The organism is Klebsiella indica (assembly GCF_005860775.1).
Lineage (GTDB): Bacteria > Pseudomonadota > Gammaproteobacteria > Enterobacterales > Enterobacteriaceae > Klebsiella > Klebsiella indica.
Window position 1 is genome coordinate 49,339 of record NZ_VCHQ01000025.1, and the last position, 13,467, is coordinate 62,805.

General features: G+C 54.1%; 13 protein-coding genes. 5 read left to right on the top strand and 8 right to left on the bottom strand.

Going from position 1 to position 13,467, the window contains the following annotated elements; all coding sequences use genetic code 11:
• The first annotated feature begins 15 nt into the window (after positions 1-15).
• Positions 16-816 carry a sugar/pyridoxal phosphate phosphatase YigL gene (yigL, locus tag FE839_RS17740; RefSeq protein ID WP_138362101.1) on the top strand — a complete coding sequence of 267 codons (801 nt, stop codon included), beginning with the start codon at positions 16-18 and terminating at the stop codon, positions 814-816.
• 88 nt (positions 817-904) lie between these two features.
• The gene (locus FE839_RS17745; protein ID WP_138362102.1) at positions 905-1,804 is read left to right on the top strand and encodes a carboxylate/amino acid/amine transporter; all 900 of its coding nucleotides are present in this window, start codon (positions 905-907) and stop codon (positions 1,802-1,804) included.
• Here FE839_RS17745 and metR read toward each other — a convergent pair.
• Positions 1,692-2,645, bottom strand: a complete 954-nt coding sequence (gene metR, locus FE839_RS17750) for an HTH-type transcriptional regulator MetR (protein WP_138362103.1) — start codon at positions 2,643-2,645, stop codon at positions 1,692-1,694. The genes FE839_RS17745 and metR overlap by 113 nt on opposite strands.
• Before the next feature lie 236 nt (positions 2,646-2,881).
• Between metR and metE the strand changes: the two genes are divergently transcribed.
• The gene (metE, locus tag FE839_RS17755) at positions 2,882-5,143 is read left to right on the top strand and encodes a 5-methyltetrahydropteroyltriglutamate--homocysteine S-methyltransferase (RefSeq protein WP_138362104.1); all 2,262 of its coding nucleotides are present in this window, start codon (positions 2,882-2,884) and stop codon (positions 5,141-5,143) included.
• Between the two features lie 194 nt (positions 5,144-5,337).
• Complete coding sequence (locus tag FE839_RS17760; protein ID WP_395034100.1) at positions 5,338-6,030, top strand: transporter substrate-binding domain-containing protein; 693 nt, start codon at positions 5,338-5,340, stop codon at positions 6,028-6,030.
• Between the two features lie 3 nt (positions 6,031-6,033).
• Here the strand turns inward: FE839_RS17760 and FE839_RS17765 are convergent, their stop codons facing one another.
• Complete coding sequence (locus FE839_RS17765; RefSeq protein ID WP_138362105.1) at positions 6,034-6,846, bottom strand: dienelactone hydrolase family protein; 813 nt, start codon at positions 6,844-6,846, stop codon at positions 6,034-6,036.
• Positions 6,847-7,113: 267 nt separating this feature from the next.
• On the opposite strand from FE839_RS17765, the gene udp reads away from it, so the two are divergent.
• On the top strand, positions 7,114-7,875 hold the full coding sequence (gene udp / locus FE839_RS17770) for a uridine phosphorylase (protein WP_138362106.1): 762 nt from the start codon (positions 7,114-7,116) through the stop codon (positions 7,873-7,875).
• A gap of 66 nt (positions 7,876-7,941) precedes the next feature.
• Here udp and FE839_RS17775 read toward each other — a convergent pair whose 3' ends face one another.
• Genes FE839_RS17775 through FE839_RS17800 form a run of 6 tightly spaced genes read right to left on the bottom strand, consistent with a single transcriptional unit; the run spans position 7,942 to position 13,388 of the window.
• Positions 7,942-9,447 carry a tripartite tricarboxylate transporter permease gene (locus tag FE839_RS17775; RefSeq protein ID WP_138362107.1) on the bottom strand — a complete coding sequence of 502 codons (1,506 nt, stop codon included), beginning with the start codon at positions 9,445-9,447 and terminating at the stop codon, positions 7,942-7,944.
• Between the two features lie 12 nt (positions 9,448-9,459).
• On the bottom strand, positions 9,460-9,960 hold the full coding sequence (locus FE839_RS17780) for a tripartite tricarboxylate transporter TctB family protein (protein ID WP_138362108.1): 501 nt from the start codon (positions 9,958-9,960) through the stop codon (positions 9,460-9,462).
• Between the two features lie 15 nt (positions 9,961-9,975).
• Positions 9,976-10,938: a Bug family tripartite tricarboxylate transporter substrate binding protein gene (locus FE839_RS17785; RefSeq protein ID WP_138362109.1), complete on the bottom strand. Its 963-nt coding sequence runs from the start codon at positions 10,936-10,938 to the stop codon at positions 9,976-9,978.
• Positions 10,939-10,976: 38 nt separating this feature from the next.
• The gene (locus FE839_RS17790; protein WP_206665979.1) at positions 10,977-11,603 is read right to left on the bottom strand and encodes a 2-dehydro-3-deoxy-6-phosphogalactonate aldolase; all 627 of its coding nucleotides are present in this window, start codon (positions 11,601-11,603) and stop codon (positions 10,977-10,979) included.
• 13 nt (positions 11,604-11,616) lie between these two features.
• A complete protein-coding gene (locus tag FE839_RS17795; RefSeq protein WP_241675641.1) occupies positions 11,617-12,591 on the bottom strand; it encodes a 2-dehydro-3-deoxygalactonokinase in 975 nt (324 codons plus the stop codon).
• A gap of 47 nt (positions 12,592-12,638) precedes the next feature.
• Entirely contained in the window at positions 12,639-13,388 is a 750-nt protein-coding gene (locus tag FE839_RS17800) for an IclR family transcriptional regulator (protein WP_138362111.1), read from the bottom strand.
• Positions 13,389-13,467: the final 79 nt, after the last annotated feature.

The following is a 13,467-nucleotide window of genomic DNA, read 5'->3' on the forward strand; positions in this document are numbered from 1 at the left end:
GAGGTTAAAATTTTTATGTACCAGGTTGTTGCGTCTGACTTAGATGGCACGCTGCTTTCCCCCGATCACCGCTTAACGCCCTACGCCAAAGAGACGCTAAAGCTGCTTACCGCCCGCGGCATCAACTTTGTGTTTGCGACTGGCCGTCATTACATCGATGTCGGGCAAATTCGCGATAATCTCGGCATTAAATCCTACATGATCACCTCTAACGGCGCGCGTGTGCACGATAGCGAAGGGAAGCAGATATTTGCCCACAACCTTGACCGCGATATCGCCACCGATCTGTTTGAGATGATGCGTAGCGATCCGGCGATTGTGACCAACGTGTATCGTGATGATGAGTGGTATATGAACCGCCATCGTCCGGAAGAGATGCGTTTCTTCAAAGAAGCGGTGTTCAGTTATAAGCTATATGCGCCGGGCGAGCTGGACCCTGAAGGGATCAGTAAGGTCTTTTTTACCTGCGACAAGCACGAGCATTTGTTGCCGCTGGAGCAGGCGATCAACGCCCGCTGGGGCGATCGCGTCAACGTCAGTTTTTCTACCGTAACCTGCCTTGAAGTGATGGCGGGCGGGGTGTCGAAGGGGCATGCGCTGGAAGCGGTGGCGAAAATGCTCGGTTATAGCCTCAAAGAGTGCATCGCCTTCGGCGACGGCATGAACGATGCGGAAATGCTGTCGATGGCGGGTAAAGGCTGCATCATGGCTGACGCCCACCAGCGTCTGAAAGATCTGCACCCTGAACTGGAGGTGATTGGCAGTAACGCCGATGACGCCGTCCCTCACTATTTGCGTAAACTGTATCTCGACTAAAAAAGATTGACGATTGCTCGGTAAGTGAACAGTTGTCAACCGTTCACTCCGCTACAATGAATGTTCTTTACTCTACGAGACATTTATTGTGGCGCTACTGATTATCACCACTATCCTGTGGGCTTTCTCTTTTAGCCTGTATGGCGAATACCTGGCTGGCCATGTCGATAGCTATTTTGCGGTGCTGGCGCGGGTTGGCCTGGCCGCTCTGGTGTTTTTGCCTTTCCTGCGCACCCGTGGGCAGAGCCTGGCAACCATCGGCCTGTATATGCTGGTGGGCGCGATGCAGCTCGGCATCATGTATATGCTGAGTTTCCAGGCCTATCTTTACCTGACGGTTTCTGAACTTCTGCTGTTTACCGTCCTGACACCGCTCTACATCACGCTGATTTACGATCTCATGAGCCGACGTCGTCTGCGCTGGGGCTATGCCTGTAGCGCGTTACTGGCGGTTATCGGCGCCGGAATTATCCGTTATGACCAGGTGACCAACCATTTCTGGACCGGTTTGATACTGGTGCAACTCTCCAACATCAGCTTCGCTATCGGGATGGTTGGCTATAAGCGGCTGATGGAAACGCGCCCTATGCCGCAGCATAACGCTTTTGCCTGGTTCTACGTCGGGGCGTTTCTGGTGGCGGCTATTGCCTGGTCTCTGCTGGGTAATACGCAGAAAATGCCGGAAACGTCGCTTCAGTGGGGAATTCTGGTATTTCTTGGCGTGGCGGCATCGGGAATTGGCTATTTTATGTGGAACTACGGCGCCACCCAGGTGGACGCCGGTACGCTCGGCATCATGAACAATATGCATGTGCCAGCCGGACTGCTGGTGAACCTTGCCATCTGGCAAGAGCAACCCCGCTGGCCGAGCTTTATTATTGGGGCTCTGGTGATCCTTGCCTCGCTGTGGGTCCATCGCCGCTGGGTCGCTCCGCACTCCGCACAAACGGCAGGTGGTCGCAAGCGTGGTTCCGTGCTGAGCGAATAAACGCCTCAGTGACCGGCTGGCGCTGCTCGCCATCGCGAACCGCGGCGTACAGTCGACTCCACAATCCTTCGCCCAGGGTTTTGGTTACCACCAGACCCTGGCGTTCAAAACTCTCCACTACCCAGTGCGGCAGGGCGGCAATCCCCATCCGTGCGGCAACCATTTGAATTAACAGCAGCGTATTATCGACGCTCTTTAACTGCGGGCTGATCCCGGCAGGTTGCAGGAAGTGACGCCAGATATCCAGGCGCCCGCGCTGCACCGGATAAATCAGCAGTATCTCCGTTGCTAAATCTTCAGGCGCGATGCGCGTTCTGGTTGCCAGCGGGTGATCCGGCGCCATCACCAGGCGCACTTCGTAATCAAACATCGGCGAATAGTGCAGACCGCTGCGCGGCAGGATATCGGATGTCATCACCAGATCCAGCTCGCCCTGCTGCAGACCGGGCTGCGGGTCGAAGGTGACGCCGGACTGGAAATCCACTTCCACATGCGACCAGCGGGCACGGAAATTCTCCAGCGCGGGGGTGAGCCACTGAATGCAGCTATGGCATTCAATGGCGATACGCAGACGGGTTTGCTGCGGTTCATTGCAATCCTGCAGGGCGCGACTGATTTGTGGCAGCACCTGATTTGCCAGCTGCAGCAGAATCTCGCCTTGCGGCGTAAAACGCAGCGGCTGGCTTTTACGCACAAAAAGACGAAAGCCAAGGCGCTGTTCCAGATCGCTGAACTGGTGGGACAAGGCGGATTGGGTCTGATGTAGGGCCATTGCGGCACCTGCCAAAGAACCGCTGTTCCGCAACGCCTGGAGCGTTTTCAGGTGTTTAATCTCGATCATGAAAGTCCTTCACTTCGGCATGAATAATTTGCGCTTGAGGAATATACAGTAACCGCCAATTATGGATGTGTAAACATCTGGACGTCTAAAAAATCCGTCGTCTTTTAAATTAATCGTGCGTTGGCTACGTTTCCTCATCCCGGTCACTTACTTATGTAAGCTCCCGGGGATAAGCAAACTTGCCGCCTTCTCTGAATTTAAAATCCTTAGGATTTGCACATTATGAGGTTATAAAAATGACAATTATTAATCATACCCTCGGTTTCCCTCGCGTTGGTCTGCGTCGTGAGCTGAAAAAAGCGCAAGAGAGCTACTGGTCGGGGAACATCAGCCGCGAAGAGCTGCTGGCTGTTGGCCGTGAACTGCGCGCCCGCCACTGGGAACAGCAGAAGCAGGCGGGCATTGACCTGCTGCCGGTGGGCGATTTCGCCTGGTACGACCATGTTCTGACCACCAGCCTGTGGCTTGGCAATGTGCCGGCTCGTCATCAGAACAAAGACGGTTCCGTTGATATCGATACCCTGTTCCGCATTGGCCGTGGCCGCGCGCCGACTGGTGAACCGGCTGCGGCGGCGGAAATGACCAAATGGTTTAACACTAACTATCACTACATGGTGCCGGAGTTCGTCAAGGGGCAGCAATTCAAACTGGCCTGGACCCAACTACTGGATGAAGTGGACGAGGCGCTGGCGCTCGGCCATAAGGTGAAACCGGTTCTGCTGGGTCCGGTGACGTATCTGTGGCTGGGTAAAGTCAAAGGCGAACAGTTCGATCGCCTGAGCCTGCTGAACGATATCCTTCCGGTCTACCAGCAGGTGCTGTCTGAGCTGGCGAAACGCGGCATTGAGTGGGTACAGATCGATGAACCGGCGCTGGTGCTGGAACTGCCGCAGGCGTGGCTGGACGCCTTTAAACCGGCTTACGAAGCGCTTAGCGGCCAGGTTAAGCTACTGCTGACCACCTACTTTGAAGGCATTACCGACAATCTCGACACCATCGCCGCACTGCCGGTACAGGGGCTGCACGTGGATCTGGTACACGGCAAAGATGATGTCGCAGAACTGCATAAACGTCTGCCTGCTGACTGGCTGCTCTCTGCGGGCCTGATTAACGGCCGCAACGTCTGGCGCGCCGATCTCACCGAGAAATATGCGCAAATTAAAGATATCGTCGGCAAACGTGAACTGTGGGTGGCCTCTTCCTGTTCGCTGCTGCACAGCCCGATCGACCTGAGCGTGGAAACGCGCCTTGATGCGGAAGTGAAGAGCTGGTTTGCCTTCGCCCTGCAAAAATGCGTCGAGCTGGCGCTGCTGCGGGATGCCCTGAACAGTGGCGATACGACTGCAATCGCCGAATGGAGCGCGCCGATCCAGGCTCGTCGCCATTCAACCCGCGTGCATAATCCTGCGGTAGAAAAACGGCTGGCGGCGATCTCCGCTCAGGACAGCCAGCGAGCGAATGGCTATGAAGTCCGCGCTGCCGCGCAACGGGCGCGCTTTAAGCTTCCGGCCTGGCCGACCACCACCATCGGTTCTTTCCCGCAGACCACCGAGATCCGCAGCCTGCGTCTGGACTTCAAAAAGGGCAATCTTGACGCGAACCGCTACCGTACCGGCATTGCTGAGCATATCAAGCAGGCGATTATTGAGCAGGAGCGCCTGGGCCTGGATGTACTGGTGCACGGTGAAGCCGAGCGTAACGATATGGTGGAATACTTTGGTGAACACCTGGATGGTTTTATTTTCACCCAGAATGGCTGGGTGCAGAGCTACGGTTCCCGCTGCGTAAAACCTCCGGTAGTAATTGGCGACATCAGCCGTCCGGAGGCGATTACCGTTGAGTGGGCGAAATATGCCCAGTCGCTGACCGACAAGCCGGTAAAAGGCATGTTGACCGGTCCGGTAACGATTCTCTGCTGGTCTTTCCCGCGTGAAGACGTGACTCGCGAAACCATTGCTAAGCAGATCGCGCTGGCGCTGCGTGACGAAGTGGCGGACCTGGAAGCGGCCGGCATCGGTATCATCCAGATTGACGAACCGGCGCTGCGTGAAGGGCTGCCGCTGAAGCGCAGCGACTGGGATGCCTATCTGGCGTGGGGCGTGGAGGCTTTCCGTATCAATGCCGCCGTAGCGCGGGATGAGACGCAGATCCACACTCATATGTGTTATTGCGAGTTTAACGACATCATGGATTCCATCGCCGCGCTGGATGCGGATGTCATCACCATCGAAACCTCGCGTTCTGACATGGAACTGCTGGAGTCGTTTGAAGCGTTCGACTACCCGAACGAAATCGGGCCGGGGGTTTATGATATTCACTCGCCGAACGTGCCGAGCGTGGAATGGATTGAAGCGCTGCTGAAGAAAGCCGCGCAGCGAATCCCGGCAGAGCGCCTGTGGGTGAACCCGGACTGCGGCCTGAAAACCCGCGGCTGGCCGGAAACCCGCGCCGCGTTAGCGAACATGGTTAAAGCCGCGCAGAATCTGCGCCAGGCGTAACTAAGCGGCATCCGGGTACGCCCGTCCTCAAGGCGTTGACCACAGATGCTCGCTACCCCGATCTGACGCAAACGCTTCCCCGGAAGCATTCCATCACTCCGTAACCGGGGTAATGGCAGGTCGTCAACGTCGTTTGCTCAGAGGTAAGCGCTTTGACTACAGTTAAGCATCTGCTGCTAACTGTCCGGAGGTGAATGATGCGTGAACTCGACGAGCAAGAAGGGGATTTGCGGTTTGCCATTAACCTGGGTAACCCGGTTCTGGCGACAGTGTTACCGGATGGTTCTCCGGGCGGGATAACCGTTGAACTGGCGAAAATGCTGGCGGCAGAGTGCCAGCGCGAAGCGCGGTTTATTACCTGGCCGACGGCCGGACAGGTGGTCGATGTGGCGTTGAAAGGGGAGTGGGATATCGCCTTTCTCGCCATCGATCCGGCCCGGGAGGACAGGCTTTGCTTTACACCTCCCTACGTCACGATTGAAAGCTCATTAATCGTTAAAAACGGCAGTACGATACAGTCGGTACAGGAGAGGGATCGCGAAGGCGTGGTGATTAACGTCGGCAAAGGCGCGGCCTATGCGCTGTATCTGAGCCGCACATTAAAACATGCGACGTTGCACCAGTACGCCACGTCCCAGGATGCTATCCGCGCATTTATTGCTGGCGAAGGCGATATGGCGGCCGGTATTCGCCAGCCGCTGGAAAGCGCCGTGCGAGACCATCCCCAGTTTCGCATTTTGCCCGACAATTTCAGTCAGATACGTCAGGCCATTTGCGTGCCGCGCAACGCTCCGCAGCACTATGAGTGGGTGTGCCGCTGTCTTTCTTTATGGATAGCGGACGGGACTATTGCCGGAATGGTGAGCCGCCATATCGGCAATCGCTAATCGTTAACTGCGCTTCCCGCTATATTGCGCGAACCATGCCAGCATTCGCTGCCAGCCCTCTTTCGCCGACTCTTCATGGTAGCTGGCGCGATAATCGGCGTTAAAGGCATGACCTGCCTGCGGATACACGACGATTTCCGCCGTGGCATTGGCGGCCCGTAGCGCCTGACGCATGGTTTCTACCGTGTCCTGCGGGATGCTGTCATCTTTCGCGCCGTAGAGCCCTAACACCGGGGCGTTCAGATCAACGGCGATATCTACCGGATGCCTCGGCGAGTTAAGCGACTTCTCGCCAACCAGTTTACCGTACCAGGCAACGGCGGCTTTGAGCTGCGGATTATGCGCGGCGTACAGCCAGGTGATGCGTCCGCCCCAGCAGAAGCCGGTAATGAGCAGGCGATGGGCGTCGCCACCGTTGCGGGAAGCCCAACTGGCGACGTGATCGAGGTCGGCCAGCACTTGAGAGTCCGGTACCTTTTGGACGAGTCCCTGGAATAGCGAAGGGATGTCGCTAAAATCATTGGGATCGCCCTGGCGGAAGTACAGCTCTGGCGCGATAGCCAGATATCCCTCCTTCGCCAGACGGCGGCAAATATCACGAATATGTTCGTGCACGCCGAAAATTTCCTGCACAACGATAACGACGGGCAGTGGGCCTTCGACCTTGTCCGGACGGGCATGGAATGCGGGCATGTTATCCCCCTGGGAAGGGATAGATGTCTCCCCGAAGACGATGTTCTCATCTGATGTGTGCACAGCGGTAGAGGCATGCGGCGTGGCTGCAGGCGCAAAGCCGGTTTGCTTGGTTGTCGTCATGGCATTCTCCGTACCCTTAATGTATTAGCGCATCAATAACTATAGCTGCTCTGGACAGGACGTTAGCCAAACACAGTGCCCGAAACCGGCTATCTTTTGTTCAGGGTTCTGTGATTCAGTTTGTTAATGTGATGTTTATCACTATTTTGTGGAAAATTATTGCAATGAGTTTAATTCATAGTGATAAGGGTCACAAAAATGAACCAGTAGCTTCTGTAAAGTACCGTTTTGCTTCTGCTGATAATTCTACCCACAGAGGAGTTTTTTATGTCCAGGTCTGATGTCTTTCATCTCGGGCTCACCAAAAATGATTTACAAGGGGCTACGCTGGCTATCGTCCCTGGCGATCCTGAGCGTGTGGAAAAGATCGCCGCGCTGATGGATAAGCCAGTTAAACTGGCATCTCATCGTGAATTCACCACCTGGCGGGCTGAGCTGGAGGGTAAAGCGGTGATTGTCTGCTCTACCGGTATCGGCGGCCCATCGACCTCTATTGCCGTGGAAGAACTGGCTCAACTGGGCATCCGTACTTTTCTGCGTATCGGTACTACCGGCGCGATTCAGCCGCACATTAATGTCGGCGATGTGCTGGTGACTACCGCTTCCGTTCGCCTGGACGGCGCCAGTCTGCACTTTGCGCCTATGGAGTTCCCGGCGGTGGCTGATTTTGAATGTACCACCGCGTTGGTTGAAGCGGCGAAATCCGTTGGTGCGACAACGCATATTGGCGTAACGGCTTCCTCTGATACCTTCTATCCGGGACAGGAACGTTACGATACCTTCTCTGGGCGCGTCGTGAGCCGTTTTAAAGGCTCAATGGAAGAGTGGCAGGCGATGGGCGTGATGAACTATGAAATGGAATCCGCCACCCTGCTGACCATGTGTGCCAGCCAGGGTCTGCGTGCCGGGATGGTTGCCGGAGTTATCGTAAACCGTACCCAGCAGGAAATTCCGAACGCAGAGACCATGCAGCAAACCGAAAGCGATGCGGTGAAAATCGTCGTGGAAGCGGCGCGCCGCCTGCTGTAGTAAAGGAGCTCTGGCGAGATTTATTGGGGCCATTTTTTATCCCGGGCGAAATGCCCGGGATATCCATCATACCTGCGACGGTATACTCTTACGAAATGCCCAAATCCCCCGAACGACAGGAGTGAGTAGCGTAATTGTTGCGAGAGCAAGCAATGCCAGCGTTATTGGGCGAGTGTAGAGAAAATCCCAGCTTCCGGCAGAAAGAGACAGTGCACGGCGAAGATTACTTTCCGCCATCGGTCCCATAATCAGCGCCAGTACGACGGGCGAAGCTGGATAACCCCCTCTTTGCATAAAGTAGCCCACCACGCCGGCAATAAGCATAATCCCAACATCGAACAGGCTATTGTTCAGCGCATAGGTACCCACTACGCAAAGTGCAAGGATAAGCGGCGTCAGGATATTGGTTGGAATTTTGACCACGTTACTGACCACTTTCAGGGATAAAAGCCCCAGAATTAGCAGCATGAAGTAGCAAAAGATCATGCCGATAAAAAGCGTATACACCATATCACCGTGTTCAGAGAACATGAGCGGACCTGGTTGCATTCCCTGTAACGTTAATGCGCCTAGCATGATGGCAGTGACCGCATCACCGGGAATGCCAAGAGTCAGCATTGGCAGTAGTGCTCCGCCAGTACAGCCATTGGCACCGGCCTCACAGGAGGATACGGCCGTGATTTCTCCTTTGCCAAAGTTTTCTGGCGTTTTGCTAAAGCGCTTCGTCTCGTTATAGGCAACAAAGGCCGCGATATCGGCCCCGGCACCGGGGATCATGCCAATAAATACACCTAGTCCGGCGGAACGGAGAATGGTGACCAGCAGACGCCGCATGATTTTCCATGGAAGCAGAAGACTGCCGATAACCGCCTTTGTGCTGTGGCGGATATCGTCGTTTTTTTCCAGCGTTTTGAACGCTTCCGAGGCAGCGAACAGACCAATCATCACGGGGATAAAGGGCACGTTCATGAGTTCAATAAAACCGCCAGTAAAGCGGGGAAATCCTCCCATGGGATCGAGGCCGATGGTCGCAATAAGCAAACCGCTGATACCGGAAATTAGCCCCTTAATAAGTGACTTACCGGAGATGCTGGCGATAATGCTTAAACCAAATACGGCAAGAGCGAAGGACTCGGAGGCGCTGAATTTTAATGCCCATCCGGCCAGAATGGGGGCCAGAAACATCAACACGACAATACTCAATGTGCCTCCGGCGAAGGAAGAGAATGTCGCTGTGCTCAGAGCCATCCCGGCTTTACCTTGTAAGGTTAGTTCATAACCGTCGATCGCCGTTGCGGCTGCCGCAGGTGTCCCCGGGATTTTTAGCAATATCGCGGTTATCGACCCACCATAGACGCCGCCGAAAAAGACCCCACAAATCATTAATAAGCCCGATACTGGATCCATTCCGTAAGTGAAGGGGAGCAATATCGCGACGCCCATGGTTGCGGTCAGGCCTGGTAATGCGCCAATCATAATACCCAGCATTACACCGAATGAGGCCAGTGCCAGCGCGATGGGATTAGAGAGTAAATGCATTAAGCCTTGAAACAACAGTTCGCTACTAAACATATCAGGCTCCGATTATTCGAATAAAGAACCCGCCGGCAGCGGTACTTGCAGTGCTATCGAAAACAGCAGCCATAGAATCAACGTGATAGTGATGGCGAGGAGCAGCGTTAGCCACAGCCGTTTCCGCTGCATGATTAACATCAGCACCGTTAAGAAAAGCGGTGTTGCAATGAGATATCCCACAAAGCTTAATAGTACGATGTATGCCGCAACTATCCCGACGCCTGCTGCGACGCGAACATAGTGGGACGGCTCGTGATAAACGGTAGCTTCGTGATTTGTCAGCCAATCGCGGGCTACCAGCAGGATGGCCAGTACAATGAGTACAACTGCGTAAAATTTAGGGAATGCGCCCGCGCCAATGTCCGTCTCGATCGCCGTAGCCGGGAAATTGCGCGCAGTAATGATAACCGCGCATGCAATCACGCACAGTAGAGCCCCCACACTCATAACTATCGGGGAGATACGGCGATGCGGTACGGCTGAAGCGGATGATTCAGTTTTCATCGACATAACCGTACCTGCCTATTATTTTTTAAGACCGAGTTTGGTCAGCAGTTCAGCAAAGTAAATCTGCTGCTCATTAATCTGTTGCTGGAAGGCAACACTATCAAGCCAGGCATAGTTCAGATTGAGCTTATTCAGGGCATCCTGGAATGCTGGTTCTTCAGCCGTGGCCCTGGCCGCGACAGACAAGGTATCCACGATATCTTGTGGGGTATTTTGGGGTACGATCAGACCACGCCAGGTGCCAATAGAGAGATCGATACCTTGCTCTTTTAGCGTGGGGACGTCAGGCATATTTTTCATGCGTTCATCTGCCATGACCGCCAGCATTTTCAGTTTGCCAGCGTTGACATGGTTAATGACCTCTCCAGGGCTAACGGCGACTGCTTCAATATGTTTGCCCAACAAACCCGTGACCGCAGGCGCTGCACCATCGTAGGGAACATGTGTGAACTTCACGCCTGTTTTATCTTCCAGAGCTGCCGCGGCGAGATGCCAGATTGCTCCCGTGCCGGAGTTGCCGATACGCGCTTTGCCGGGGTTTTCTTTGGCCCACTGAAGGAACTCATCGATGGTATTCCATGGGGCGTCGGCACTGACAGTAATGGCGGCTGGATCCGCATTCAGACGAGCGATAGGTTTAAAGCTGTCAGTTTTGAAACTGACCATACCGAGGCTGGGCAAAGTGGTTAATTCGACGGTACCAAGACCGATTTTATAGCCGTTCGGTCGGGCGGTCGCGATTTCAGTAAAGCCAATAGCGCCACTGCCTCCTGGCTTATTAATGACGCCAATACTAACGGGTAAATGCGGTTTTGCCGCGTCGGCGAAGGCGCGAGCCACCAGATCGGTACCGCCGCCAGCGGAGTAAGGAACAACAAGATCGATCTGTTTGGTGGGATATTTAGCCGCTTGTGCAGGTAATGCGCTGAATAACGCCCCGGCGAACAGCGCAGCGGATAGACAGGTAAGATGTTTAATCATTGGGAATCCCTTATTATTGTTGAGATATATCGGCACGCTTAACGTGCGTGTGGTTGCCAGGTCGAGATAAATCTCCTGGCGGCCTGACGAACATCGTTTGCGCTATCGCCGGGCTTGTAGAGCGCTCCACCCAGCCCAAATCCATCCGCACCTGCGCTAAGGTAATCCGGCATTTTTTCCGGCGTAATGCCTCCAACAGGGAGAAGCGGTATCTGGGATGGAACGACGGCTCTCCATGCTTTGATGACTGCCGGTGTTATTTGCTCTGCCGGAAAAACCTTAATGGCATCCGCGCCATGTCCAATGGCGGCAAAAGCTTCAGTTAATGTGGCGGCTCCTGGCGTGCAGAGCAGTCCTGCTTTTTTAGCTGCGGTAATAACTGCACAGTCGCTATGAGGCATCACAATCAGTTGTCCTCCAGCGTGTTTAATCCGTTTGACCTGCTCTGATGTCATCACCGTTCCGGCCCCGATCGTACAATCTGTCGGGAGCGCCTGACGTAGTTGCTGGATGCTGTCGTATGGCGTAGGGGAATTGAGCGGAACTTCAATAAGACGAAAACCCTCTTCATATAATGCACGTCCAATTTCTTGCACTTCATATGTTTTTATGCCGCGCAAAATAGCAATAAGCCCATGTTTTTTAATACAACTAGTTAAGCCCATTCTTATTTCTCCGTTATGCATCGCTGATAAGCCTGGCGAGTGAAGCGATTTGCCATAAACCAGCGGCGGTGGCTTGCGCGATAAATTTAAGTGGGCGATCTGCGATTGCCTGGCGAAACGCTCGTTGATAGCGTTCACACAAGTTGGTATTACCCGTTAGCATGATCGGCGTACATTGACGGCGTTCTTCGCTTATCAGTAGCGTCTGGCGAATACCGATAAGCTCATGGCCAATAACTAATCCGGAAAGATAGTCCGCCTGCTGCTGGCTCGATATGTGCCCGGACAGGAGCTTTGTCCGCGTTGAAAACAGCGTGCAAAGCAGTCCGGCTTTCGCCTGACGAATCGCCGTTGCAACACCGTCATCAAAAGTCTGCCAGTCGGTTTCTGGCGTATTTTGCATGGTGGATCCAAGAATGGTGTGATGACGCAGGGCATCAAATACCTCGCCGGTCATAAATGTATGAAAACTCAATACACAGTTTTGTTGCGTTAACGCCCATTTAGAGTGGGTCCCCGGCATCCCGATAATCATTTCGTCGGCGTTGTTATTTTCATTGCATAAAATGCCGAAAATTTGCGTTTCTTCACCGCGCATCACTTCCGGGTCACTGCCGTCGACTGCCAGTCCAGGCACAATGGAGAGGCTTATGGAGTGGGTTATATTCAGACGGCAGAGTTGACTGGCAAGGCCCGTAAGGCTGGTTGGACAGGGTAAGTAGGTGGCCTCTTTCCAGCCCTGAGCGCTGCCAACCATGCCGCAGGCGATAACACTTGGGTTAGCCCCTGCTTGTAGCCAATCACTGCAGGCGGTAAAAAAGGTTTCGCGAAATGCGGCTATACGCCCCTCTTTATGCTCGGGAAGCTTCATAATGCCGTAAGGGAGTTCCCGGCATTCAAGCTGTTGGCCATTGTCACCGAGGCGATAGGCGCGCAGCGATGTTGTTCCCCAATCCAGCGCTAATAAACGGCTTTGGGTATCCATCATTTATATCTCTACCTCCCTTCATTATTACCTTCGTGAGGCGTGCAGGATCACCCGGCCCAACCCAGTTCTGCTGAAATAGCGCGAGCATGGGATTGCACAAGCGGGATGAGATCGTCCATTCGCTCTCGTGACATATAAGTTGCCGTACTCGCGACGGATATGGCGGCGATAAGCTGGTTTCGGGCGTCATAAATTGGGGCCGCCACGCAGCGGATTGTGGGTTCGTTTTCTTCCAGATCGAACGCGTAACCGCGCAATACATAGCGCTGCATATTGGCCTGGAATCGTTCGAGGTCCTGCACATGCCCCTGGCGCAGAAAGAGTTCGTGTATCGCATCCGGATCGTCGTTAAGCAGCAGTGCTTTACCTATTCCGGTTAATGTCAGGGGCATTCGGTGCCCCGGACGCGAACGCATTTCCAGGCCGCGCTGGCTGTTGATCTTTTCCAGATAAAGTACTTCGTCATTTTCGCGGATGCCCAGATGGACGGTGTCTTTGGTTGCATCTGCGAGTTTTTGTAGCCATGGTCGCGCCAGCGCCGGTAATGAAGTGGTATCCAGCGCGCGTGCACCTAATTCAATCAACCGTGGTCCAAGGTCATAGCCGGTATTTGTGGCATAACGCAGGTACCTTTTCTCCACCAGAGCGGAAGCCAGGCGGTGCGCGGTGCTCCTGGGCATAGAGGTAAACTCACTAATCGATTTTAAGTCTCTATAGCCTGCGGCTACGGCATCAATAACCGCTAATCCACGCAGTAGCGTTTGGGCTCCTACGGTGTGTTGCATTTCCTTTTCCATCGTTTCGACCTTTCTGAATATGCTGTGATTCTGGCTGACGTTATCTTTGATAACGGTGATTTAATGCACAAATTCCCTA

Excerpts from the sequence above, each read along its gene's own strand:
- udp (WP_138362106.1), top strand. The coding sequence starts at position 7,114 with ATGTCCAGGTCTGATGTCTTTCATCTCGGGCTCACCAAAAATGATTTA.
- FE839_RS17785 (WP_138362109.1), bottom strand. The coding sequence starts at position 10,938 with ATGATTAAACATCTTACCTGTCTATCCGCTGCGCTGTTCGCCGGGGCG.
- metE (WP_138362104.1), top strand. The coding sequence starts at position 2,882 with ATGACAATTATTAATCATACCCTCGGTTTCCCTCGCGTTGGTCTGCGT.
- yigL (WP_138362101.1), top strand. The coding sequence starts at position 16 with ATGTACCAGGTTGTTGCGTCTGACTTAGATGGCACGCTGCTTTCCCCC.
- FE839_RS17775 (WP_138362107.1), bottom strand. The coding sequence starts at position 9,447 with ATGTTTAGTAGCGAACTGTTGTTTCAAGGCTTAATGCATTTACTCTCT.
- FE839_RS17760 (WP_395034100.1), top strand. The coding sequence starts at position 5,338 with ATGATGCGTGAACTCGACGAGCAAGAAGGGGATTTGCGGTTTGCCATT.
- FE839_RS17765 (WP_138362105.1), bottom strand. The coding sequence starts at position 6,846 with ATGACGACAACCAAGCAAACCGGCTTTGCGCCTGCAGCCACGCCGCAT.
- FE839_RS17795 (WP_241675641.1), bottom strand. The coding sequence starts at position 12,591 with ATGATGGATACCCAAAGCCGTTTATTAGCGCTGGATTGGGGAACAACA.
- FE839_RS17800 (WP_138362111.1), bottom strand. The coding sequence starts at position 13,388 with ATGGAAAAGGAAATGCAACACACCGTAGGAGCCCAAACGCTACTGCGT.
- FE839_RS17780 (WP_138362108.1), bottom strand. The coding sequence starts at position 9,960 with ATGTCGATGAAAACTGAATCATCCGCTTCAGCCGTACCGCATCGCCGT.
- metR (WP_138362103.1), bottom strand. The coding sequence starts at position 2,645 with ATGATCGAGATTAAACACCTGAAAACGCTCCAGGCGTTGCGGAACAGC.
- FE839_RS17790 (WP_206665979.1), bottom strand. The coding sequence starts at position 11,603 with ATGGGCTTAACTAGTTGTATTAAAAAACATGGGCTTATTGCTATTTTG.